The following is a 23,038-nucleotide window of genomic DNA, read 5'->3' on the forward strand; positions in this document are numbered from 1 at the left end:
GTTATCATTGTCTGTCACGTTAAGGAGCGATTTTGCGAACGGTCAAGAGAATTTTGTAACAGTGAAAACGGTGGACGGATGCATTCCGTCTCGATATAGGATAAATGACCGGTATCGTTTCACTTGGGTATAACGGATGCGCGAAAAGCAGGCACAGTTTGATCCGGCCGTGGAGCGAATCGTCGCCGCGATCGACCCGAAATCGTCGGTCTCGGTCTCGACCCAGCTGCGCGGTGCGCTGGAATTCGGCATCGCCTCGGGCGAACTGCCGACGGGCCAGAAACTGCCTTCCGTCCGTATGCTGGCCAAGCGCGTCGGCATCTCACCGGTGACCGTCTCACATGTCTATGCCTCGTTGCAATCGGCCGGTCATATCGAGGGGCGTGCAGGATCGGGCACCTTCGTGCGCGGCGCGTCGGGCGACGACCAGCGCCGCAAGCTGGGCGCCATCGACGCCATGATCGGCAACCTCCTGGCCGCCGGGCGGGAAGCGGGCCTGTCCCCGGCGGACCTGTCGCTGCGCGTGGCCATGGCACAGCCCGCCGTTTCGCGCGGCATCCGCATCCTGATGGTGGGCAACTTCCACGATGCCACCGAAAGTTACGCCAACGACCTGCGCCCGCACCTGTCCGGCACCGACACCATCGACGTGGTGACGCTGGAACAGTTCGACACCGCCGGCGGCCACGACCTGATCATCGGGCCGCGCACCCTGCTGCCGCAGATCCGCGAGCGGGCACCGGATGTCGACGCGGTAGCGGTGACGCTGATCCCGAACGAGGCGACGCGCGTCGCCCTGGCCGGCCTGACCCCCGACGCCAAGGTGGTCGGCTATTCCTATTTCCCGGGCTTCGTCACCATCATGAAGACCGGCATCCAGCGCTTCGCGCCGCATGTCTCGAACCTGTCCATGGTGGTGCGCGGCGACGCCGACGAAGCGCAGCGCATCGCCGAGGCCGAGGTCGTGATCTATGCCTCGGGCGCCGGTTACCTGAACCGCGATCTGGCCGATGGCCAGGCGGCGTTCGAATATCGCCATACCCCCGACGTGCAGTCCATCCGCAGCGACCTGCTGCCCGCGATCGAGGCCTGCCGCCGCAAACCCAAACCCGCGAGGGATGCCGCCGAATGAAGATCAGCGAAAGCAACTGGTTCGAGGTCGAGGAATACCTCAAGACCGATGACCGGGCCGTCCTGCCCCTCGGCTCGACCGAGCAGCACGCCTACCTGAGCCTGTCGGTGGATTCGATCCTGTCCGAACGCGTGGCCGCCGACGCCGCCGCGCCGCTGGGCGTGCCGGTCTTCCCGGCAGTGGCCTACGGCCTCACGCCTTACTTCATGGGCTTCCCCGGCAGCGTCAGCCTGAAGCTCGCCACCTACGCCGCGCTGGTGCGCGACATCCTCGACAGCCTCTACGCGACCGGGTTCCGCCGCATCCTGATCGTCAACGGCCACGGCGGGAACAGCCCGGTTCAGCCCGTCTGCGCCGAATGGATGGAGGCGCACGAGGGCGCACGCTGCCGGTTCCACGACTGGTGGAAGGCACCGAAGACCTGGGCCACGGTGCAGGAAATCGACCCGGTCGCCAGCCACGCCAGCTGGATGGAGAACTTTCCCTGGACCCGCCTGCCCGGCCGCCCCCTGCCCGACGCGCAGAAACCTTTCGTGCCCTTCGAGAAGCTGCGCGACCGTAACGCGGCCGGAGTGCGCGAGTTGATCGGCGACGGCAATTACGGCGGCGTCTACCAGAAGCCCGACGCCGACACCGACCGGCTGTGGGCCGTGGCGGTCGAGGAAACCCGCGCGCTGCTGGACGGCGACTGGGCATGAGCGACACGATCCTGATCTGGGGCGCGGGTGCCATCGGCGGCGTCATCGGCGCGGTGCTGGCGCGCGAGGGCCACGCGGTCCACATGGTCGACATCGTGGAAGACCACGTGGCGGCCATGCGCGACGGCCTGCGGATCGAGGGGCCGGTGGAAGACTTCGTGCAGCCGCTTATGGCCTCCACCCCCGAAACGCTTACGGGTCAGTTCGACCGCATCATCCTTGCGGTCAAAGCCCACCACACCGAGGCGGCGCTGGACATGGCCTTGCCGCACCTGGCCCCCGGTGGATATGTCGTCTCGGCGCAGAACGGCCTGAACGAGCGGACAATCGCCGCCCGCATCGGGTCCGAGCGCGTGCTGGGCTGCTTCGTGAATTTCGGCGCCGACTGGCTGGAACCCGGGCGAATCCTTTACGGCAACCGCGCCGCCATTGCCGTGGGCGAGCTCGACGGGCAGATCACCCCGCGCGCGCGCGAGATCCATGCCCTGCTGTCGCTGGTCGAGCCGGACGCGGTGTTGACGGAAAATATCTGGGGATATCTCTGGGGAAAGCTTGGATATGGCGCGCTTCTTTTCGCCACCGCGCTGACCCCCCTATCCATGTCCGACGCGCTGGACCGGCCCGACCACCGCCCAGTCTACGAGGCGCTGGGCCACGAGGTCATGCGCCTGGCCGCCGCCGAAGGCATCAGCCCGCTGGGGTTCAACGGCTTCGACCCCGAGGCCTTCCGCCGCGCCGACCGCGCCGGCATGGCCAAGTCGCTGGACCGCATGGTCGCGCACAACCGCAAGACGGCGAAAACGCATTCCGGCATCTGGCGCGACCTTGCCGTGCGCAAGCGCAAGACCGAGGTCGACGCGCAGATGGCGATTATGCTGGACATCGCCCGACCCCACGGGCTGAAGATGCCGGTGCTCGCACGCATGGTCGAGCTGATCCGCGACATCGAGACCGGCCGCCGCGCGCAATCGCCCGACCTTCTGGACGAACTGTCGCCCCTATGCGCGTAGATCTGGACGGGCGGGTCTTCGCCGTGACCGGCGCGGCGCAGGGCATCGGCAGCGCGATCTGCGACGGGCTGCGCGACGCCGGCGCCATCGTCGCGGCGATCGACATCGACGAGGCCGGCCTGAACGATCTCGACGTCGCCAGCCGCCATGCCGCCGACCTGGGCGACCGCGCGGGCGCTGCCGGTGCAATCGCCGCGGTGCAGGACGCCCACGGCCGGATCGACGGTCTGGTCTGCGCGGCGGGTGGCGTGCGCGGACAGGTGGGCCGCCCCATCGACGACATCCGGCCCGACGACTGGCACGCCGTCTTCGCGGCCAACGTGGACGCCGCCATGTGGTGTGCCCAGGCCGCCGCGCCGGACATGAAGGCCCGCGGTGCGGGACGCATCGTCACCATTTCGTCGGGCGCGGGGCTGCGCCCCAGCCTGACCGGCATACAGGCCTATGCCGCCGCCAAGCATGCGCTGGTGGGCCTGACCAAGCAGCTCGCGCTGGAACTCGGGCCGGCCGGCATCACCGTGAACTCGGTCGCGCCGGGCTTCGTCATCTCGAACCCCGCCACCGCGCGGCAATGGGAGGCTTTCGGACCCGACCGCCAGAAGCAGGTGATCGAGGGCACGCACATGCGGCGGCTGGGCACGCCCGAGGACATCGCCCACGCCACCGTCTTCCTGTGCTCGGACCAGGCGGGCTGGATCACCGGGCAGATCCTGTCGGTGGACGGGGGCCGCGCATGAGCCGGGAGCCATGGCAGTGGGACGAGCCCGAGTGGCGCGGCCGCGTCGAGGCCGTCCGCGCGGGCCAGTCGCTGAAGCCGCGAATCTGGCCCGGCGGCGCGCGCTGCGCGGTGGCGCTGAGCTTCGACAGCGATCACGAGACGAACGAGCTGCGCGACGGCGGGCGCTCCATCGCCCGGCTCAGCTGGGGCGAATACGGCGCGCGCGCGGGCCTGCCGCGGATCAAGCGGGTGTTGGAGCGCTTCGGCGCGCGGGCGAGCTTCTTCGTGCCCGCCGTCTCGGCGCTCTTGCACCCGGACGAACAACGCGCGCTGGTCGACGAGGGGCACGAGATCGGGCTGCACGGCTGGATCCACGAACGCAACACCGAGCTGCCGCCCGAGGCCGAGCGCGAGCTGATGCTGCGCGCCGCCGACGCGTTGCAGGACGTGACGGGCAGCCGGCCCGTGGGGATGCGCACGCCGTCCTGGGACTATTCCGACCACACGCTGGCCATCGCCCGCGAGATGGGGCTGGGCTATGACAGCTCGCTTTTCTCCGACGATGACCCCTACGAGATCGTGGCCGACGGTGTCCCTACAGGTATCGTCGAGCTGCCGGTGGAGTGGATCCGCGACGATGCCGCCTATTTCCTGATGAACCGTTTCGGCGCGCAGCGGCCCTATACCCCGCCCGCCGACGTCTTGGACATCTTCCGCCGCGAATTCGACGGCGCCCACGAGGATGGCGGGCTGTTCCTGCTGACCATGCATCCGCATGTGATCGGATACCGCTCGCGCATCTTCATCCTCGAGGAATTGCTGGACCACATCACCGCCAAGGGCGATGTGTGGATCGCAACCCATGCCGAGATCGCGGCCTATTGCGCCGTCGAGGCCCGATTGGAGACACCAAATGCCTGATACCCCCTACGCCCTTGCCATCCACGGCGGCGCGGGAACGATCCTGAAATCCAAGATGACGCCCGAGGCCGAGGCGAACTACCACGCCGGGCTGGCCCGTGCCGTCGCGGCGGGCGAGGATATCCTGCGCGCGGGCGGCAGCGCGATGGACGCCGTCTGCGCGGCGGTCTGCGCGCTGGAGGACGAGCCGCTGTTCAACGCCGGCCGCGGCGCGGTCTACACCACCGAGGGCCAGCAGGAGATGGACGCCTGCGTCATGGACGGGCGCGACCGGTCGGCCGGTGCCGTCGCGGGCGTCTTCGGGCCGAAAAACCCCATCCGCCTTGCCCGCGCGGTGATGGAGCAGACCCCCCATGTCTGCCTGATCGGCCCGAACGCGCTGGCCCTGGCCGAGCGCGCGGGCCTGCCCATGGGCGACCGGGACTACTTCTTCTCGCAATCCCGCTGGGACGCGCTGCAAAAGACCTTGGCCATGCGCGAACAGGGCGTCGAGGACGACGATCCCGCCCGCAAGCACGGCACGGTGGGGGCCGTGGCCTGCGACCGGCAGGGCAACGTGGCCGCCGCGACCTCGACGGGCGGGATGACCGCCAAGCTGCCGGGCCGCGTCGGCGACACGCCGATCCCCGGGGCGGGCACCTTCGCCGACAACGCCACCTGCGCCGTGTCGGGCACCGGCCATGGCGAGGTCTTCATCCGCTACACCGCCGGCGCCGAGATCGCGGCGCGGATGCGTCACGCGGGCCAGTCGCTGATCGACGCAGCCACCCACGTGGTGATGGAAGACCTGGCGCCCAATGACGGCTCGGGCGGGGTGATCGCAGTGGATGCGCGGGGCAACCTGGCGTTGCCGTTCAACTGCGAGGGCATGTATCGCGGCTACGTGCGCGAGGGCAGCGACCCGGTCACGGCGATCTACGGCGACTGAGAATGGCAAGCGCCGCGCCCTCTCCGGGACGCGGCGCCTGGATTTTCTGCGAGATTTCGGGTCTGCGGGTCAGACCGACGTGCAGATGTATTTCATCTCCATGAACTCATCCATGCCGTGGCGCGAGCCTTCGCGGCCAAGGCCCGATTGCTTCACGCCGCCAAAGGGCGCGACCTCGGTCGAGATGAGACCGGTGTTCACACCGACCATGCCGTATTCCAGCGCTTCCTGAACCTTGGTCACCAGGCTCAGGTCCTTGGCGTAGAAATAGGCGGCCAGGCCGAAGATGGTGTCGTTGGCCATGGCGATGACATCGTCCACGTCCTCGAACTTGAACAGCGGCGCCATGGGGCCGAAGGTCTCGTCCTGGGCGAAGACCATGTCCTGGGTCGCGCCCGTGACGATGGTGGGCTTGTAGAACGTGCCGCCCAGGTCGTGGGGCTGGCCGCCGGTCAGGACGCTGCCGCCCTTGGACTTGGCATCGGCGACATGCTCTTCCACCTTCTCGACCGCGTCGCGGTTGATGAGCGGGCCGAGCTGGCTGCCCTCTTCCAGGCCGTCGCCGACCTTCATCGCCTCGACCTTTTCCTTCAGCTTGGCCGCGAAGGTGTCATAGACGCCCGCCTGCACGTAGATGCGGTTCGCGCAGACGCAGGTCTGGCCGTTGTTGCGGAACTTGGCGATCATGGCACCTTCGACCGCCGCGTCGATGTCGGCGTCGTCGAACACGATGAAGGGCGCGTTGCCGCCCAGCTCCATGCTGCATTTCATCACCTGGTCGGCGGCCTGGCGCAGCAGGATGCGGCCCACCTCGGTCGAGCCGGTGAAGGTCAGCTTGCGCACGATCGGGTTCTCGCAGAATTCCTTGCCGATCTCCGAGCTGCGCGAGGACGGCACGATGGACAGCACGCCCTTGGGGATGCCGGCGCGGTCCGCAAGCACGCCCAGCGCCAGCGCCGACAGGGGCGTCTCGGCGGCGGGGCGGGCGACGAAGGCGCAGCCGGCGGCCAGCGCGGGGCCGACCTTGCGGGTGATCATGGCGTTGGGGAAGTTCCACGGAGTGATCGACGCCGCGACGCCGATGGGCTGCTGGATCACGGTGATCCGCTTGTCGCGCTGGTGGCCGGGAATGGTCTCGCCGTAGACGCGCTTGGCCTCTTCGCTGAACCACTCGATGAAGCTGGCGCCGTACATGATCTCGCCCTTGGCCTCGGCGTGGGGCTTGCCCTGCTCGGCGGTCAGGATGGTGCCCAGGTCGTCGGCGTGCTCGACCATCAGGTCGTACCACTTGCGCAGGACGGCGGCGCGTTCCTTGCCGGTCCACTGCGCCCACTCCTTCTGGGCCTTGTGGGCGGCGTCGATGGCGCGGGCCACCTCGGTGCGCGACAGGTCGGCGACCTCGGCGATGGTGTCGCCGCGCGCGGGGTTGGTGACGGTGAAGGTCTTGCCATCATCGGCATCGGCCCATTCGCCGGCGATGTAGGCACGGGTGACCAGAAGGTCGGGATCGTTCAGCAGTGACGCGAGGTCGGTGGTCTGATCCAGCATGGGAAATCTCCTGTCGTCAAAGAAAAGCCGTGGCACACGGGAAACGCGCGCCACGGCGGGAAAGGTTCATCGCGGGGCGGCGATCATTCCGCCGCGTGGGCCATCCGTTCGGCGACCGCGTCCGCGAGGGCGGCTTCGAAGATCTCGAGCCCCTCTTCCACGATGGCGTCGCTGGCGGTCAGCGGCACCATGATGCGCAACGCGTTGCCGTGCATGCCGCAGGCCAGCAGGATGAGGCCGCGCTTCTGGGCGTGAGCGATCACCGACTTGGTCAGCGCGGCGTCGGGCGTGGCCGTTTCGAAATCGGTCACGAACTCGACAGCCAGCATCGCGCCAAGGCCGCGGATGTCCCACATGCGATAGGGCGCGGTGCGGGCGCCGATCTCGGCGAAACGGGCGCGGAAATGCTCGCCCATGCGGGTCGACCGCTCCAGCAGGCCCTCGCTGTCCAGCGCCTCGATCGCCGCCAGCGCGGCGGCGCAGGCCACCGGGTTGCCGCCGTAGGTGCCGCCCAGGCCGCCCGGCATCGGCGCGTCCATGACATCGGCCCGGCCGATGACGCCCGCGATGGGGTAGCCGCCGGCCATGGATTTCGCCACGGTGATGAGGTCGGGCGCGACGCCCGAATGCTCGATGGCGAACCAGGTGCCGGTGCGGCCGAAGCCCGCCTGGATCTCGTCCGAGATCAGCAGGATGCCGTGCTTGTCGCAGATCGCGCGCAGCGCCTGCCACATCTCGGCCGGGACCGGCACGTAGCCACCTTCGCCCAGGACGGGCTCGAGGATGATGGCGGCGATGCGCGACGGATCGGCATCGGTCAGCATCAGCGTCTCGAGCGCCTTCAGCGCATCCTCGACCGTCACGCCCTGGCGTGCATCGGGGAACGGCGCGCGGAAGATGTCGGTGGGGAACGGGCCCACGTCCTTCTTGTAGGGGGTGACCTTGCCGGTCAGGCCCAGCGTCATCAGCGTGCGGCCGTGGTAGCCGCCCGAGAAGGCGATGATGCCGGGACGCCCGGTATGGGCACGGGCGATCTTCACGGCGTTTTCAACGGCCTCGGCGCCGGTGGTGACCAGCAGCGATTTCTTCTCGAACTCACCCGGGGCGAGCGCGTTGAGTTTCTCGGCCAGCGCGACGTAGGGCTCGTAGGGAACGACCTGGAACGAGGTGTGTGTGTAGAGGTCTTCCTGCGCCTTCGCGGCCTCGACGACCTTGGCGTGGCGGTGACCGGTGTTCAGCACGGCGATGCCGCCGGCGAAGTCGATGTAGCGGTTGCCTTCGACGTCCCACAGCTCGGCGTTCTCGGCCTTGGCGGCGAAGAACGGCATGGCCGAAGCCACACCGCGCGGAACGGCAGCATTGCGGCGCGCCATCAGCGCGTCGTTCGAGCCCGCGGTATGGGCCGGCACGGGGGCGTGGGTCTGCGGCGCAGCGATATGGGTCGCGACCACGTCCGGGGTGGTGACCGTTTCGGCCTGGGCCTTGGCGCGGGTCTTGCGCGGGCTGGCGGCCTTGCTGCGCTTGGCGGCGGTCTTCTTGTCGGCGGTGGTTTTGGTCATGGCCGTGATCCTGCCTTTGAAAGTTCGAAGTGCGATGAGAATACTCATGTGGCTGCTTATTATTCTTGTCAATCGTGATTCTGGCGGATCAGTTCCATTTCCCGGAATCGCCCGTCTCCGCAGGCAAGTGGACTGCACGACACCCGTTGACCTTTCCCTGCGCCAACCGCTTATTATATCAAGCGAGTGCTTGAACAAGGGGTGTGGCAGTGGATATCGGCAGGCGGCTCAGGGCGGTGCGCGAAGAGAAAAGACTGTCGCAACGCGACCTTGCGGCCCGCGCGGGCCTGACCGGCGGCGCCATTTCGCTGATCGAGCAGAACAAGACATCCCCATCGGTGGCGTCGCTGAAATCGCTGCTGGACGCCCTGCCCCTGACCATGTCCGAGTTCTTCGCCGAGTGCGAAGCCGAGGGCGAGGCACGCTATTTCTACGCCGCCAGCGAATTCACCGAGCTGTCGCCGCAAGAAGCCGGATTCGGCGACGCCGCCGCCCGGGTGTCGCTGCGCCAGATCGGGCGCGCGGCCGAGCATTCCCTGCAGATGCTGCACGAACGCTATCCGCCCGGCGCCGACACCGGTCCCGACATGCTGAGCCACGAGGGCGAAGAATCGGGCGTGGTGATCTCGGGCATCATCGAGGTGACGGTGGACGACCAGGTGCGGGTGCTGAACCCCGGCGACGGGTACCTGTTCGACAGCCGCCTGCCCCACCGCTTCCGCAATATCGGGCACGAGCCCTGCATCATCGTCAGCGCCTGCACGCCGCCGACCTTCTAGACCCACCAACTCACGGAGGTGTTGTAAAAGCGACCCGAGCTTGAAAAGCTACCTGCAACTCGTCGCGCCAGGGCGTATGACCGCCCATCGCGACCAGGGACCGGTCCCCGACCTGTCCGACACCAAGAATTCCGATCCCGCCGCACCGAATGCGCCGCGGGACGTTCCAGGAGGCAAACGCCTGACATGAAACCATTCGCCATTGCCGGCGTGCAGATGCACGTCTCGGCCCTTCATTCCAACGTCGAAGACATGCGCCACCGGATCGAGATCCTGATGGCGCGGTTCCCGTGGACCCAGATGGTCCTGTTCTCGGAACTGGCGCCGTTCGGCCCGCTCGACCAGTATGCCCAGCCATTCCCGAACGACACCATCGCCCAGTTCCAGGAAGACGCCCGCCGCTTCGGCATCTGGCTGATCCCGGGGTCGATGTTCGAAAAGCGGGCGGATGGCTCGATCTACAACACCTCGGTGGTCATCAATCCCGAAGGCGAGATCGTATCGAAATACTCCAAGATGTTCCCGTTCAAGCCCTACGAGGCCGGGATCAGCTCGGGCACCGATTTCTGCGTCTTCGACGTGCCCGACGTGGGCCGGTTCGGCCTGTCGATCTGCTATGACATCTGGTTCCCCGAGACCACGCGCCAGCTGACCAGCCAGGGGGTCGAGGTGCTGCTGCACCCGGTCCTGACCGGCACCACGGACCGCGAGGCCGAGATTTCCATCGCCAAGGCCACGGCGGCGCAGTTCCAGTGCTACGTCATCGACGTGAATGGACTGGGCGCGGGCGGCGTGGGCCGGTCGCTGGTGGTCGATCCCGCGGCCACGGTGCTGCACCAGTCCGCCGGGCAGGAAGACATGTTCCCCATCGAGGTGGATCTCGACATGGTCCGCCGCCAGCGCGAGACCGGCCTCAAGGGGCTGGGCCAGGTTCTGAAATCCTTCCGCGACCGGGCCGCCGACTTTTCCGTCTACGACCGCACCAGCGGCACGGATGCCTATCTTTCGACCCTCGGCCCGCTCGAGACGCCGGGACAGGGATCGCGCGCCGGGGTTGACATGGCAGACCCGCGCACCGCGCTATCTGATGGAAAACAAGTGCAGTTCAGCCAATGGAGCGGCGCGAACTTCAAGGGCACGGGCACCGGCTAACGCCCGGGCCCCAATAATATGACGCGCCGAAGTGTGGCGCACCAAGGGAGAGCCAGCATGAATGAGCAACCAAGGGACGTCACACTTCCGTCGATCAGCGACTATTACAGCTTCACGCAACTCAGGGCCGACCGGTGGAGCGCCCTGCGCGAGGTGGCCGAGTCGATGTCGGCCGACGGCATAGAGGGGCGGCGCGGCGACCGGCTGATCGCACGTGCGGAAGAGCTGTTCGACAGCCTTGCGCCGATCGAGATCTACTGGGCCTTCCCGGGCCGGATCGCCTTCGAGCATCTGCGCAAGATGCTGGACCAGCGCAATATCCCGGAGCTGTCGACGTCGCTGCGGCGGGTGGCGCGGGCGCTGACCTCGGGCGCGTTCCGGCGCCGCAGTATCCCGCTGGTGGGCGGAGATACGGATCTCGACGATTTCGAGGACGAGGCCACCCTGCCCCCCGAGGCTCGCGCACTGGGACGACCCTATTTCGAGGTTCTGGTCGTCGATCAGCTGACCGAGCACCAGGAGCGGTTCCTGCGCAACAATCTGCAGCGCGCGCGGCGGAGCGAGGACCAGTTCATCTATGAACCGGTCTTCGTGCCCAGCCTCGAAGACGCGCTGATCGGGATCCTGTTCAACCACAACGTCCAGGCGGTCATCGTCCGGCCCGGGTTGGTTCTGAAATCCAAGAACAACCTGCCGATGATCAAGGAATACCTGAAGCGTCTGAGCGACAACACCGACGTGGACGGGCTGCAGCCCAATGAATACGGCCCCGAGGCCTGCCGCCTAATCGCCAGGGTCCGCCCCGAGTTGGACGCCTATCTGATCACCGACCGCTCGGCCGAGGATATCGCCGGGCTGGACCTGGGCCGCTGCCGCCGGGTGTTCTACAACCAGGAGGACTTCCTTGAACTGCATCTGAACGTGCTGCGCGGCGTGAACCGGCGTTACAAGACGCCGTTCTTCACCGCGCTGAAGGAATATTCCAAGCAGCCCACCGGCGTGTTCCACGCCATGCCCATCAGCCGCGGCAAATCGATCAGCCGGTCGCACTGGATTCAGGACATGGGCGATTTCTACGGGCCGAACATCTTCCTGGCCGAGACGTCCGCGACCTCGGGCGGGCTCGACTCGCTTCTGGAGCCACGCGGGCCGATCAAGGAGGCACAGGAACTCGCAGCCCGCGCCTTCGGGGCCAAGCAGACGTTCTTCGGCACCAACGGCACGTCGACATCCAACAAGATCGTGGTTCAGGCGCTGGTCCGGCCGGGCGACATCGTGCTGGTCGACCGCGACTGCCACAAGTCGCACCATTACGGCATGGTGCTGGCCGGTGCGCACGTGGCCTACATGGACAGCTATCCGCTGCATGAATACTCGATGTACGGCGCGGTGCCGATCTCCGAGATCAAGCACACGCTGCTGAAGATGAAGGCGGCGGGCAAGCTCGACAAAGTTCGGATGGTGCTTCTGACGAGCTCGACCTTCGACGGGCTGGTCTACAACGTTCGCCGCGTGATGGAAGAATGCCTCGCCATCAAGAAGGACCTGGTTTTTCTGTGGGACGAGGCTTGGTTTGCTTTCGCCCGCTTCGGCCCCACTTACCGCCAGCGCACCGCCATGGGTGTGGCCAACGACCTGCGCGAGACGCTGCGCACCGAGGAATGTGCGCGCGCCTGGAACGAACAGCAGGAGGCGCTCGAAGGCGCAGACGATGAAACTCTGATCAATACGCGGCTGGTGCCGCCGCCCGACGCACGCGTGCGGGTCTACGCCACCCAGTCGACCCACAAGACGCTGACCTCGCTGCGGCAAGGATCGATGATCCATGTGAATGACATGGACTTCAAAGGCGAAGTCGAACAGGCCTTCCACGAAGCCTACATGACGCACACCTCGACCTCGCCCAACTACCAGATCATCGCGTCGCTGGACGTGGGCCGCCGCCAGGTCGAGCTGGAAGGGTTCGAATTCGTGCAGCGGCAGGTGGAATCCGCCATGGCGATCCGCCGCGCGGTGATGACCCACCCGGTGCTGAAGAAATACTTCCGGGTCCTGACGCCCAAGGACATGATCCCAGAGCAATACCGCGAAAGCGGGGTCACGGCCTATTACGACGCGCACGAGGGCTGGTCGGACAAGCAGGAGATCTGGGCCACGGACGAATTCGTCCTCGATCCCACCCGCGTGACCCTGGCCGTCGGTGGGACGGGCTGGGACGGCGACACCTTCAAGACCAAGGTGCTGATGGATCGCTACGGCATCCAGATCAACAAGACCTCGCGCAACTCGGTCCTGTTCATGACCAATATCGGGACCACCCGAAGCTCGGTCGCCTACCTGATCGAGGTGCTGGTCGAGATCGCCAACGGGCTCGACGACCTGCTGGACGACGCCTCACTGATGGAGCGGCGCAGCTTCGACAACCGGGTGAAGGCCCTGATCGAGGACGTGCCGCCCCTGCCCGACTTCTCACGCTTCCACGAGGCGTTCCGCTCGGGCCGCGACACGCCCGAGGGCGACATCCGCGAGGCGTTCTTCCTCGCCTACGACGAGACCAACTGCGACTATCTCAGCCTGGACGACAACCTGATGACCCGGCTGGTGGATGGCGAGGAACTGGTCTCGGCCAGCTTCATCATCCCCTACCCGCCCGGATTTCCGATCCTGGTGCCGGGGCAGGTCATCAGCCACGAGATCCTGGCGTTCATGCGCGCGCTCGACGTGAGCGAGATCCACGGATACCGCCCCGACCTGGGCCTGCGCGTGTTCACGCCCGAGGCACTGAACAAGCTGGTCCACAAGAAGAAGACCTGAAAGCAGACCGAAATAACAAAAAACAGACGACAGAGGAGACATTGATGCCCAAGAAGACCCTGAGAAATATCTCGGAGATTCGGCGCTTCTTCCACACCAACAAGGATCCGATCTATTTCGTCTCGGCCACCAACTTCAACCTGCTCGGGCTGGACGAGTGGGTGAAGAATTTCAAGTTCATCTGTTACATGGACTGCTTCGACGGCAAGCACCCGAACGTGCTGTGCCCCAGCGAAATCCCGCATGACGAGTTCCAGTCGATCGAGGACATCAACAACTATCTTCTGCAGCACAAGGAAGTTGTCGACTACGTCAAGGCACGCGGCGGCAAGCCGAAATTCGTGTTCCTGATGTTCGACGAGACGACCGAGCGGCTGGTCAAGGAACTGGGCGGCGAAGTCTGGTTCCCCAAGGCGAAGCTGCGCCAATCCATGGACAACAAGATCGAGACCGTGCGCGTGGGCAACAAGGCCGGCGTGCCGTCGGTGCCCAACACGCTGGCCGAGGTGAAGTCCTACGACGAGCTGAAGAAGATCTGCGCCGAGCATGACCTGGGCGACGACCTGGTTCTGCAATCGGCCTTCGGCGACAGCGGTCACACCACCTTCTTCATCAACTCGGAAGAGGACTGGCGCAAGCACGAGCACGAGATCGTCGACGAGGGCGAGATCAAGATCATGAAGCGCATCGACTGCCGCGGCTCGGCCATCGAGGCCTGCGCCACGTCCGAGGGCACGATCGTCGGCCCGCTGATGACCGAGCTCGTGGGCTTCAAGGAGCTGACGCCCTATCGCGGCGGCTGGTGCGGGAACGAGATCTTCTCGACCGCCTTCGCGCCGAAGGCGCGGCAGAAGGCGCGCGAGCTGACCTTCCAGTTCGGCGAACAGCTGCGCAAGGAAGGCTATCGCGGCTACTTCGAGCTCGACTTCCTGATCGACAAGAAGACCGGCGACATTTGGCTGGGCGAGCTGAACCCGCGCATCACCGGCGCGTCGTCGATGACCAACCACGCGGCCTTCGCCCACGCGGACGCGCCGCTGTTCCTGTTCCACCTGCTGGAGTTTTCCAAGAAGCCCTTCAAGCTGGACGTGGAAGAGCTGAACGCCCGCTGGGCCGACCCGGACATGATCGACTCGTGGTCGCAGATGGTCATCAAGCACACCGAGGACAACGTCGACATCATCACCCACGCGCCGCCCACCGGCATCTACAAGATGCACGAGGACGGCACGATCGCCTTCGACCGCTTCGACTATCACCGTCGCGCCGTCGAGGGCGAGGACGAGGCGTTCTTCCTGCGCATCTCGGCCCCCGGCGACTATCGCTACGAAGGGGCGGACCTGGGCATCCTCGTGACGCGCGGTCGGTCTATGACCAAGAACTTCCAGCTGACGGACAAGTCCCGCGCCTGGATCGACGGCATCAAGAAGGCCTACTCGGCCCGACCGCTGCCCTCGGCCGCCGCTACGGAAAGCCCCGCCTTCAAGATCATGTAAGGGGCCTCATGAGCCTGACGTTCCGAGCCGTCTCGGAGGATCAGCCCGGCCCGAAATGGGCCGGGCTTTTCGCCGAATACTGGCCTGCCTACCACGCGTGGTGGCGGCGCGAGGGTCTTCGCGGCCGGCCCACCTATCTCGAGTCGCGCCGGCAGATTCGCACCCACATGCCCGAGATCGCCGATCTCTACGACACGCTGTGCGAACTGGCGGGCGGCAGCGACGCGCAGGCGCGGTTTCTCAGCTTCTACACGCCGCCCGCGTATCTGTCGGGATGCAGCCAGGCGATCTGGCCCGGCGAGACGCCCCTGCTGGTGCGCAACTACGACTATTCGCAGAAAGCCTTCGATGCCGTGGTGATGAAGACCCGGTGGCAGGGCCGGGGCGTCATCGGCACCACCGACGGGCTGTTCGGGCTTGTCGACGGGGTGAACGACGCGGGTCTCGCCGTGTCGCTGACCTTCGGCGGGCGGCGCGAGGTCGGCCAGGGCTTCGGCGTGCCACTGATCCTGCGCTATATCCTGCAGACCTGCGCCACCGCGGACGAGGCCGGCGCCGTTCTGAAACGAGTGCCCTCGCATATGAGCTACAACGTCACGGTGCTGGACCGTCAGCGCAATTACCTGACGGCCTATCTCACGCCCGACCGGCCCACCCAGATCACCCACGCCGCCGTTGCGACGAACCACCAGGAACGGGTGGAATGGTCGAGCCACGCGCGCTTTACCGCGACGGTCGAGCGCGAGCGATTCCTTCTGCATCGCCTGACCCTGCATCCCGAAACGCAGGACAAGTTCGTGGGCGCCTTCCTGAAGCCGCCCCTCTACTCAACCGCGTTCTCGCACGGGTTCGGCACGCTGTTCACCGCCGCCTACCGCCCCGCGGACGGCGCCGTGGACATCCACTGGCCCGGGCTGGATTGGCCGAAAAGCTTCGATCATTTCCCCGAAGACAGCGTGCGGGTGGATTTTCCGGCGGCCTGACGTGTCAGGGATTTCGCCGGGCCAAGGACTTCGCGGACGAAGGTCGTGACCTGCCACTCATCTCTGCGCACTGCGTTCGTGGCGAAACGCATAGCTTTTTGGGTGTCGTCCAAATCTCGCATCCGAATCTGCTGCGCGACCGACCGGACGCTTCCGCCGTCGCGGACAATTCCCAAGCCGCATATTTCGGCCACATCGCCATAGGTCCCGCGCCATCCGGGTGTGAAAAAGCCCGGAGCATCCTATCTGGAATGCTCATGAAGCGCATCGTTCTTGGCCTCTTCATCCTTTTCGCTGCCACAGGTCAGGCCTCCACCCAAGGCGCCGGGACGGAAGGCGATGCTGGGCCTCCCGTCTCCGTGGCGGATGCCCCGTCCGACACGGCCATTGCAGACCGACTGCGCTCGATCATCGACGCGCTCGAGCAGGACGGAATCGCGGTCACCGTGCAAGCCGGGGTGGTCACGCTCACGGGCGACATCGCAGATCCATCGACAAGCCGCCGGATCGAAGGTATTGCCGAGCGCCTTGAGGGCGTTGTCGCGGTGAGAAATACTCTGGCCGCGTCGGACGATATCGCACAGCAGATCAACCCCGCTTTCGACCGCTTTCGCGCGCGGATACATCAATTGATCGCGCGCCTGCCGCTCGTCCTTTTCGCGCTCGCCGCCTTCGCGGTAGTCTTGCTCGTGGGTATTCTACTGGCGCGCTTACGCTTCTGGGACCGGATCTCTCCGAATGCCTTCATCGCGGGCATCTATCGCCAAGCATTTCGTGTCGCCTGCGGGATCATCGGCATCGTTGTCGCGCTTGATATCATGGGGGCGGCAGCGCTGTTGGGCACCGTACTCGGGGCTGCCGGAATCGTTGGACTGGCCGTCGGCTTCGCGGTCCGTGACACGGTCGAGAACTTCGTCGCCTCCATCATGCTGAGCCTGCGCCAACCCTTTCGGCCAAACGACCTGGTCGAGATCGAGGGGGACGTGGGCCGCGTGATCCGGCTGACCTCGCGCGCGACGATCCTGCTGTCGCTTGACGGCAATCACATCCGCATACCGAATGCCACCGTGTTCAAAGGCCGGATCGTGAACTACACGCAGAACCTCGCCCGAAGGTTCATGTTCGACATCGGCATCGATCCTGACGCAGATCTCGAAGCGACACGTGCCCTTGCGCAGAACACCCTGAAAGAGCTGCCCTTCGTGCTCGATCAACCCGAGGAACTGGTCTGGATCGAGAACATCACCGAGTCCGGCGCGATCCTGAGGGTGACCGGTTGGATCGACCAGAACGCGACCGGTTTCACGACAGCCCGAGGGGACGCCATCCGCTTGGTCAAGTCTGCCATCGAGGAGGCAGGCGTAGCAATTCCCGATACCACCTACCGCATCCGTCTCGAGGGGACTGGCGTGTCCCTTGGCACGTCCGCGCCGAGCCCGTCCGCCGATAAGCCTGCCCCACGAGCGGCCACTGCCGAGAAGGAGCGGTCAATCCATCAATCGGAGGAAAAGGCGCTGATCCCTCTCGTGGACACGGAGCGCCAAGGCTCTGACGACCTGCTCGCAAGAGACGCGCCTCGGGAATAGCTTGCACGTCAGGCGCCAGCCTGCACTCAGGACAGATTGGCGCCGATGCGCGACAGTTGCTCTCGATCGATCTGCCGACCGCGCGGGTGAATGGAGAACGGGAAATCTCTCACCTCGCCGAGGACCGGGGCGCGCCCCTTCTGCATCCATTGATCGCGACCGCCCGGCCCCTCCACGTCCCGAGCGCAGGTGGCAAGGCAACCTCTTTGGCGAAACGGTCTGCCGGTCCACGAGGCCCATCCCACCAACAGTCCGGTGGTGTCGCCGCGACCGCCTCGGACCCGAGGCCGTGCAATTTACGCGACCGCGGCGCGCGCGCCCGTTCCGACTGACGAGCCCAAACAGGCGCCCAACTCAGGCGACTGGCGTCAGAACCGGATCGCCGCGCAGATGCGCCCGCAGGTTCCGCACCACAAGGTCGCCCATCGCCCGGCGGGTTTTGACCGTCGCGCTGCCCTGGTGCGGCAGCAGAACCACGTTGTCGAGCTTGCGCAGCGCCTCGGGGACATGGGGCTCCTGCGCGAAAACGTCGAGCGCGGCGCCCGCGATCCCGCCCGATGAGAGCGCCGCGATCAGCGCCTCCTCGTCCACCAGGTCGCCGCGCGCCACGTTGACCAGGCGCCCCTCGGGGCCGAGCGCGTCCAGCACGTCCTTGCTGACGATGCCGCGCGTCTGGTCGGTGCTCGGGGCGATGACCACCAGCCAGTCCACGTCCCGGGCCATCGCTTTCGGGTCGTCGTACCAGACATATGGCTCGTGTGGCTGGTCGGTCCGACCGTGATAGACCACGCGCATGGAAAAGGCCTGCGCGAGCCTGGCGATGGCCTTGCCGATCCGGCCCAGGCCGATGATGCCCACGGTCTTCCCGGTCAGCTCGTCCGTCAGGGGGAAATTGCCCTCGGTCTCCCATCGGCCCTCGCGCACGTAGCGGTCGGCCTCGGGGAGGCGGTGGGCGAGCGCCAGCATCAGCGCCATGGTCACCTGCGCCACGCAGTCGTTCAGGACGTCGGGCGTGTTGGTCACGCGCACGCCGTGTTCGCGCGCGGCCGTCACGTCGACCGCGTCGTAGCCCACGCCGAAGGACGAGATGATCTCGAGATCCGGCAACGCCTCGATGATCTCGCGCGAACAGCCGGTGCCGCCGCCGGTCGCCACGAAGCGCACGCCCCCGGGCAAATCGGCCATGAAAGCATCCCTGTCATCGGCTTCGAAGTGTCGGTGCAGCGTGAAATCCTGCTCCAACGCTCCGAGCGCGTGGGGCCCCAGGTCCCAAAGGACGAGAAGATCGGGTTTCGACATGAGAGTTCGTTCCTTGTTGGTCGATAAGGTGCCTCAGTTGGCCGAGGCGGCGTCGGTCCGGCCCGCGCGCCGCCGGCGCAGCAGCAACAGCATCAGAGGCAGCATCCAGACGGCGATGGTGAAGATGCCAAGCCCGGCGGCGATGGGCCGTTCGAAGAAGGCGATGAAGCTGCCCTGCGACTTGATCATCGAGGTGACGAAATTCTGCTCCAGCATCGGGCCCAGCACGAGGCCCAGGATCGCGGGCGCGATGGGGATGTCGTTTTCCTCCATCAGGAACCCGATAACCCCGAAGACCAGCATGATCCAGATGCCGAAGACCGAATTGTTCATCGCGAATGATCCCACGATGCAGAACATCAGGATGATCGGCATCAGCACCCGCGTCGGGATCGACAGCACCTTCCGCGCCGACATGATCGCGATCCAGCCAAGCGGCAGCATGATGAGATTGGCCAGAAGGAACACGATGAAGACGGCGTAGATCATTTCCGGCTGGGTGATGAAGATCATCGGACCGGGATTGAGCCCCTTCACGTAGAGCACGCCGATGACGATCGCGGTGATCGAGTCGCCGGGGATGCCGAAGACCAGCGCGGGGATCCACGCGCCGCTCATGGCGCCGTTGTTGGACGCCCCCGCTTCAACCAGCCCCTCGACATGGCCCTCGCCGAATTTCTCGGGCGTCTTCGAGAATTTCTTGGACACCGCGTAGGAGATCCACGCCGCGATGTCCGCGCCCGCGCCCGGCAGCGCGCCGATGGCGGTGCCCAGCACCGATCCGCGCAACGCCTGTTTCGGGTAACGTTTCAGGTTCTGCCATTGCTGGCTGATTATCCCCCGGCCCGATGTCTTGGGTGGCTTGCCCGGATCGGTGCGATGGATGAAGCCGCGGATCACCTCGGACACGGCGAAGAGGCCGATCATCGCGGGGATGAACTGAACGCCGGCCATCAGTTCGACACTGCCGAAGGTGTAGCGCGGCGCGCCCGCCGGATTTTCCAGCCCGATGGTGGCCGCGAACAGCCCGATGAACAGCGAAATAAGCCCCCGCGCCGGCGATCCGGGCGAAATGAAAACCGCGCAGGACAGGCCGAGCACCACCAGCCAGAAATATTCGAAGGACGAGAATTTCAGCGCGATCTCGGCCAGCACCGGAGACGAGGTGATCAACACCAGCGTCCCGAAAATGCCACCCAGCGCCGAGAAGACCAGCGACGCGCCCAGCGCCTGTTCCGGCACGCCCTTCTTCGTCAACGCGAAGGCATCCTGCACGTAGGCGGCGCTGGCCGGCGTCCCCGGCATCCGCAGAAGCGTGCCGGGAATGTCGCCCGCGAAGATCGCCATCGCGGTCGCCGTGACGATGGCGGCGATGGCGGGCACCGGGTCCATGAAGAACGTGACCGGCACCAGAAGCGCGGTCGCCATCGTCGCGGTCAGGCCCGGTATGGCGCCCACGAACATGCCGAAGGCGGCCGAGCCGAAAATGACCATCAGCACGTAGGGCTGGAAGACCAGTGCGGCGGCAGCGACTATCGTGTCCATTGGCTGCTCACCACAGGAAGGGCAGGAAATCGCTGCGCGGCAGCGGCACCAGCAGCAGCCGCCCGAAGCTTTGCTGGATGGCGACTGTCGCGACCGCGGATGTGGCGAGGGCCAGCAGCGGACTGGTCCCGAGGATCAGCATCGACGCCGTCATGACGGCGAAAGCCGTGGGCACGAAGCCCAGCACCGGTGACACCAGCACGTAGCCCACGATCAGCACCAGCACCATGGCCACTCGGCCAAGCGCGGCGCCGCTTCGCGCCCAGGGCGCAAGCTGCATTCCCAGCGCCAGCCGCCGCTCCCAAAGCGCGCGCCCGATGATGAAAAGCCCTACCAGAACCGTGACGAAGGCTACCGCCCGCGGCATCGTGCCCGCGCCATAGGACTGTCCCGGTATCACCTGGAAATTCCGCGCCGACCAGAAGATCGCGAGACCACCCAGCAGCGTCAGTATCCCGAGCGTCAGATCCGTCACGCGCATATGCGCCCCCCTTGGAAAAGCGGAACGGGGCGGCACGGTACATTTCACCCGTGCCGCCCCGAAGGTCGGAACCCGGCGGTTACTCGGCCGCCAGGCCGGCCTCTTTCATGACCTCGCCGAAGGCGGCGTCGTCATCGGCAACGATCTGTGTCGCCTCCTCGCTGCCGGCCCAGCGCAGGCCGAAGCCACGCTCCTGCATGAAGGTCTGGTACTCCTCGGAGTTGTAGGCCGCCTCGACCGCCGCTTCGAGCGTCTCCTTCACGTCATCGGGCAGCCCGTCCGGGGCGGCCACGGTACGCCAGACCGCCACGGTCCAGTCCGAGCCGGTGGTTTCGGCCAGCGTCGGCACGTCCGGAAACGCGTTCTGCCGTTCGGCCGACATGGTGGCCAGCGGCACGACCCGTTCGGCGTCGATCATCGACCGGCCCTCGGCCAGCGACGAGGGCACGATGTCCACACCGCCCGCCACCATGTCGGCTAGCCCCGGCGCGGCGCCCTGGCTCGGCACGAAGGTCACCTGGTCGGGCGGCAGATCTTCGGAGATCAGCCAGCCGGCGAGGCCCACGTGCCAGATGCCGCCCTGTCCGGTCCCCGACGCGTTGAACGTGCCCTTGGGCTCGGACTTGATCGCCTCGAGCAGGGATTCGATGTCCTGGTATTCGCTGTCGGCGGACACCATGACGCCGCCCGGATCGGTGTTCACGATGGCGAGGATGTCGAAGTCCTCGTATGTCAGATCGGTGAGACCCTGCCAGTGCATCATGTCGATCTCGATCGTCATGATGCCGATGGTGTAGCCGTCGGGTTCGGCATTGGCGATGGCGCTGTGGCCGACCACGCCCGACCCGCCGGTGCGGTTCACCACGTTGACGGGCACGCCCAGTTCCTCGGAGATCTGCCCGCCCAGAAGCCGGCCCACCGCGTCGGTGCCGCCGCCCGCGCCCCAGGGCACGATCAACTGGATCGGTCGGTCGGGATAGCTCTGCGCGAAAGCCGTGCCGGTCATCAGAACCAGCCCGCCGAGGGCCGTCGCTGTCTTCAGGAAATTCATTCGTCTCGTCCTCCCAGTCGTTATGTGCCGTACGGTCCGCGCAGGCGGCCCGCCGATCTGACGGTATTTCAAGCCCGGTCTTCGCCGGTCCGACCCCCCGTCTCGCCATTGACGATAGACAGGCCGGTGATACCGTTCCAATGAATAAAAAACGTTCTGCGATCGCGAATTGCGATCACCGGCAGGGAGCGAACACCATCGACCCGGGAATCCTGTCCAGCCTGAAGATGCGGCATCTGTCGCTGCTCGTGGCGCTTGCCGATCACGGCACAACGCACCGCGCTGCCGATGCGCTGAACATGACGCAATCGACGGCGTCGAAGATGCTGCGCGACATCGAGGAAGTGCTGGGCGCGACGCTGTTCGAACGGGGCCCACGGGGTCTGGTGCCGTCGCCGCTGGGCGATTTCGCGATCCGGGGCGCGCGTCGGCAGCTGTCGCGGCTCAGGCGGTTCGCCGACGAATTCGAAGTGCTGCGCGCCGGCGGCTACGGCACGCTGACGGTGGGCGCCATCACCGGCGCCGCGCCCGATTTCGTTGCGCATGCCGTGGCAGAGATCAAGCGCAAGCGCCCGCAGCTGATGGTCACGCTGCATGGCGAAACCAGCGAGGACATCCTGGCCCAGCTCGAAGTGGGCGGGCTGGACCTGGCGGTGGGCCGGTTCAGCACGGAGCGGCACCGTGACATCTTCGATTTCGAGCCCCTGGCCGACGAGCATCTGGCCTTTGTCGTGCGCGCCGATCATCCGCTCGCGGACAAGGGCATCACGGGGCTGGACCAGCTCGATCGCTGTGCCTGGGCATTGCAGCCCCGCTCAAACCCGACGCGCCAGGTTCTCGAGGCGGCCTTCGACCGCGCCGGGATGGCGCGGCCGACCGACACGATCGAGTGTTCCTCGATCCTGCTGCTGCTGAACCTCGTGCAGGTGTCGGATGCCGTGGCCCTGCTGCCCAAGGCGGTGGTGCACGCCCCGATCCGGGCGGGGCTTCTGCGCGCCATCCAGATCCGGCCGGCGGTGCTGCTGACGGGGTTCGGTCTGGTCACTCGTTCCAAGGAAGGATTGAGCGAGGCGGCGCTGGAATTCTGCGATATCCTGCGCACCCGGGCCGCCAGATACGCCGCGCCTGCGCAGGATGCCGCACGCGACGTGGGCTGATCCGACGGGATCCAGAAGCCTCGGGGACTCGCCCGTCGATCGCCGGCCGCTTGAGCAATGGCTGCTTGTGCCGCGATGCGTTCGCCCGGCCGGACCATCTTGATCCGTGATCCCGAGGGGTCGCCGCTCGCGATCCGAACCCGTCCGGCGACTTGCCCCTCGGCTACCGACCCTCATTAGC

At 66.2% G+C, this 23,038-nt stretch carries 19 protein-coding genes; 13 read left to right on the top strand and 6 right to left on the bottom strand.

The genetic code is table 11. The features are described 5' to 3' along the window. Positions 1 to 169 precede the first annotated feature (169 nt). Genes BMX96_RS05805 through BMX96_RS05830 form a run of 6 tightly spaced genes read left to right on the top strand, consistent with a single transcriptional unit; the run spans position 170 to position 5,407 of the window. Positions 170 to 1,132 (top strand): GntR family transcriptional regulator, encoded by a 963-nt coding sequence (locus BMX96_RS05805; protein WP_236736981.1) that lies wholly within the window; start codon positions 170 to 172, stop codon positions 1,130 to 1,132. Further along, entirely contained in the window at positions 1,129 to 1,830 is a 702-nt protein-coding gene (locus tag BMX96_RS05810; RefSeq protein ID WP_091844647.1) for a creatininase family protein, read from the top strand. Before BMX96_RS05805 ends, BMX96_RS05810 begins: the two co-directional genes overlap by 4 nt. Further along, on the top strand, positions 1,827 to 2,840 hold the full coding sequence (locus BMX96_RS05815) for a ketopantoate reductase family protein (protein ID WP_091844648.1): 1,014 nt from the start codon (positions 1,827 to 1,829) through the stop codon (positions 2,838 to 2,840). The genes BMX96_RS05810 and BMX96_RS05815 overlap by 4 nt, the downstream gene beginning before the upstream one ends. After that, positions 2,831 to 3,577 (top strand): SDR family NAD(P)-dependent oxidoreductase, encoded by a 747-nt coding sequence (locus tag BMX96_RS05820; protein ID WP_091844649.1) that lies wholly within the window; start codon positions 2,831 to 2,833, stop codon positions 3,575 to 3,577. The genes BMX96_RS05815 and BMX96_RS05820 overlap by 10 nt, the downstream gene beginning before the upstream one ends. Continuing rightward, positions 3,574 to 4,479: a polysaccharide deacetylase family protein gene (locus BMX96_RS05825; RefSeq protein ID WP_091844650.1), complete on the top strand. Its 906-nt coding sequence runs from the start codon at positions 3,574 to 3,576 to the stop codon at positions 4,477 to 4,479. The genes BMX96_RS05820 and BMX96_RS05825 overlap by 4 nt, the downstream gene beginning before the upstream one ends. Then, positions 4,472 to 5,407 (top strand): isoaspartyl peptidase/L-asparaginase family protein, encoded by a 936-nt coding sequence (locus BMX96_RS05830; protein ID WP_091844651.1) that lies wholly within the window; start codon positions 4,472 to 4,474, stop codon positions 5,405 to 5,407. The genes BMX96_RS05825 and BMX96_RS05830 overlap by 8 nt, the downstream gene beginning before the upstream one ends. 69 nt (positions 5,408 to 5,476) lie before the next feature. Here BMX96_RS05830 and BMX96_RS05835 read toward each other — a convergent pair whose 3' ends face one another. Together BMX96_RS05835 and gabT are read right to left on the bottom strand one after the other, a co-directional pair. Next, a complete protein-coding gene (locus BMX96_RS05835) occupies positions 5,477 to 6,955 on the bottom strand; it encodes an NAD-dependent succinate-semialdehyde dehydrogenase (protein ID WP_073130316.1) in 1,479 nt (492 codons plus the stop codon). A gap of 83 nt (positions 6,956 to 7,038) precedes the next feature. Next, positions 7,039 to 8,328, bottom strand: coding sequence for a 4-aminobutyrate--2-oxoglutarate transaminase (gene gabT, locus BMX96_RS05840; RefSeq protein ID WP_091844847.1), 1,290 nt, complete (start codon positions 8,326 to 8,328; stop codon positions 7,039 to 7,041). 395 nt (positions 8,329 to 8,723) lie between these two features. On the opposite strand from gabT, the gene BMX96_RS05845 reads away from it, so the two are divergent. The 6 genes from BMX96_RS05845 (at position 8,724) to BMX96_RS05870 (ending at position 17,324) form a co-directional block, all read left to right on the top strand. Then, positions 8,724 to 9,293 (top strand): cupin domain-containing protein, encoded by a 570-nt coding sequence (locus BMX96_RS05845; protein WP_073130320.1) that lies wholly within the window; start codon positions 8,724 to 8,726, stop codon positions 9,291 to 9,293. 186 nt (positions 9,294 to 9,479) lie between these two features. Next, the gene (locus BMX96_RS05850; protein ID WP_091844652.1) at positions 9,480 to 10,445 is read left to right on the top strand and encodes a carbon-nitrogen hydrolase family protein; all 966 of its coding nucleotides are present in this window, start codon (positions 9,480 to 9,482) and stop codon (positions 10,443 to 10,445) included. Positions 10,446 to 10,502: 57 nt separating this feature from the next. Continuing rightward, positions 10,503 to 13,259: an aminotransferase class I/II-fold pyridoxal phosphate-dependent enzyme gene (locus BMX96_RS05855; protein ID WP_091844653.1), complete on the top strand. Its 2,757-nt coding sequence runs from the start codon at positions 10,503 to 10,505 to the stop codon at positions 13,257 to 13,259. Continuing rightward, entirely contained in the window at positions 13,256 to 14,755 is a 1,500-nt protein-coding gene (locus BMX96_RS05860) for a biotin carboxylase (protein WP_269085879.1), read from the top strand. Before BMX96_RS05855 ends, BMX96_RS05860 begins: the two co-directional genes overlap by 4 nt. A gap of 8 nt (positions 14,756 to 14,763) precedes the next feature. Continuing rightward, complete coding sequence (locus BMX96_RS05865) at positions 14,764 to 15,738, top strand: C45 family autoproteolytic acyltransferase/hydrolase (RefSeq protein WP_175481667.1); 975 nt, start codon at positions 14,764 to 14,766, stop codon at positions 15,736 to 15,738. 257 nt (positions 15,739 to 15,995) lie between these two features. Next, the gene (locus BMX96_RS05870) at positions 15,996 to 17,324 is read left to right on the top strand and encodes a mechanosensitive ion channel family protein (protein ID WP_091844849.1); all 1,329 of its coding nucleotides are present in this window, start codon (positions 15,996 to 15,998) and stop codon (positions 17,322 to 17,324) included. Between the two features lie 354 nt (positions 17,325 to 17,678). Here the strand turns inward: BMX96_RS05870 and BMX96_RS05875 are convergent, their stop codons facing one another. The 4 genes from BMX96_RS05875 to BMX96_RS05890 all read right to left on the bottom strand — a co-directional run bounded on the left by BMX96_RS05875 (position 17,679) and on the right by BMX96_RS05890 (position 21,700). Next, positions 17,679 to 18,623: a 2-hydroxyacid dehydrogenase gene (locus tag BMX96_RS05875; RefSeq protein ID WP_091844655.1), complete on the bottom strand. Its 945-nt coding sequence runs from the start codon at positions 18,621 to 18,623 to the stop codon at positions 17,679 to 17,681. A gap of 33 nt (positions 18,624 to 18,656) precedes the next feature. Beyond that, positions 18,657 to 20,168 carry a tripartite tricarboxylate transporter permease gene (locus tag BMX96_RS05880; protein WP_091844656.1) on the bottom strand — a complete coding sequence of 504 codons (1,512 nt, stop codon included), beginning with the start codon at positions 20,166 to 20,168 and terminating at the stop codon, positions 18,657 to 18,659. 7 nt (positions 20,169 to 20,175) lie between these two features. Further along, entirely contained in the window at positions 20,176 to 20,649 is a 474-nt protein-coding gene (locus BMX96_RS05885) for a tripartite tricarboxylate transporter TctB family protein (RefSeq protein WP_091844657.1), read from the bottom strand. A gap of 79 nt (positions 20,650 to 20,728) precedes the next feature. Next, on the bottom strand, positions 20,729 to 21,700 hold the full coding sequence (locus BMX96_RS05890; RefSeq protein ID WP_091844658.1) for a tripartite tricarboxylate transporter substrate binding protein: 972 nt from the start codon (positions 21,698 to 21,700) through the stop codon (positions 20,729 to 20,731). 140 nt (positions 21,701 to 21,840) lie between these two features. Between BMX96_RS05890 and BMX96_RS05895 the strand changes: the two genes are divergently transcribed. Beyond that, on the top strand, positions 21,841 to 22,857 hold the full coding sequence (locus BMX96_RS05895; protein ID WP_091844659.1) for a LysR substrate-binding domain-containing protein: 1,017 nt from the start codon (positions 21,841 to 21,843) through the stop codon (positions 22,855 to 22,857). Positions 22,858 to 23,038: the final 181 nt, after the last annotated feature.

The organism is Palleronia pelagia (assembly GCF_900110115.1).
Lineage (GTDB): Bacteria > Pseudomonadota > Alphaproteobacteria > Rhodobacterales > Rhodobacteraceae > Palleronia > Palleronia pelagia.

What these genes read in the sequence shown, in the direction of transcription:
- BMX96_RS05810 (WP_091844647.1), top strand. Translation starts at nt 1,129, where the DNA reads ATGAAGATCAGCGAAAGCAACTGGTTCGAGGTCGAGGAATACCTCAAG.
- BMX96_RS05815 (WP_091844648.1), top strand. Translation starts at nt 1,827, where the DNA reads ATGAGCGACACGATCCTGATCTGGGGCGCGGGTGCCATCGGCGGCGTC.
- BMX96_RS05820 (WP_091844649.1), top strand. Translation starts at nt 2,831, where the DNA reads ATGCGCGTAGATCTGGACGGGCGGGTCTTCGCCGTGACCGGCGCGGCG.
- BMX96_RS05825 (WP_091844650.1), top strand. Translation starts at nt 3,574, where the DNA reads ATGAGCCGGGAGCCATGGCAGTGGGACGAGCCCGAGTGGCGCGGCCGC.
- BMX96_RS05830 (WP_091844651.1), top strand. Translation starts at nt 4,472, where the DNA reads ATGCCTGATACCCCCTACGCCCTTGCCATCCACGGCGGCGCGGGAACG.
- BMX96_RS05835 (WP_073130316.1), bottom strand. Translation starts at nt 6,955, where the DNA reads ATGCTGGATCAGACCACCGACCTCGCGTCACTGCTGAACGATCCCGAC.
- gabT (WP_091844847.1), bottom strand. Translation starts at nt 8,328, where the DNA reads ATGGCGCGCCGCAATGCTGCCGTTCCGCGCGGTGTGGCTTCGGCCATG.
- BMX96_RS05850 (WP_091844652.1), top strand. Translation starts at nt 9,480, where the DNA reads ATGAAACCATTCGCCATTGCCGGCGTGCAGATGCACGTCTCGGCCCTT.
- BMX96_RS05855 (WP_091844653.1), top strand. Translation starts at nt 10,503, where the DNA reads ATGAATGAGCAACCAAGGGACGTCACACTTCCGTCGATCAGCGACTAT.
- BMX96_RS05865 (WP_175481667.1), top strand. Translation starts at nt 14,764, where the DNA reads ATGAGCCTGACGTTCCGAGCCGTCTCGGAGGATCAGCCCGGCCCGAAA.
- BMX96_RS05870 (WP_091844849.1), top strand. Translation starts at nt 15,996, where the DNA reads ATGAAGCGCATCGTTCTTGGCCTCTTCATCCTTTTCGCTGCCACAGGT.
- BMX96_RS05875 (WP_091844655.1), bottom strand. Translation starts at nt 18,623, where the DNA reads ATGTCGAAACCCGATCTTCTCGTCCTTTGGGACCTGGGGCCCCACGCG.
- BMX96_RS05880 (WP_091844656.1), bottom strand. Translation starts at nt 20,168, where the DNA reads ATGGACACGATAGTCGCTGCCGCCGCACTGGTCTTCCAGCCCTACGTG.
- BMX96_RS05885 (WP_091844657.1), bottom strand. Translation starts at nt 20,649, where the DNA reads ATGCGCGTGACGGATCTGACGCTCGGGATACTGACGCTGCTGGGTGGT.
- BMX96_RS05890 (WP_091844658.1), bottom strand. Translation starts at nt 21,700, where the DNA reads ATGAATTTCCTGAAGACAGCGACGGCCCTCGGCGGGCTGGTTCTGATG.
- BMX96_RS05895 (WP_091844659.1), top strand. Translation starts at nt 21,841, where the DNA reads ATGAATAAAAAACGTTCTGCGATCGCGAATTGCGATCACCGGCAGGGA.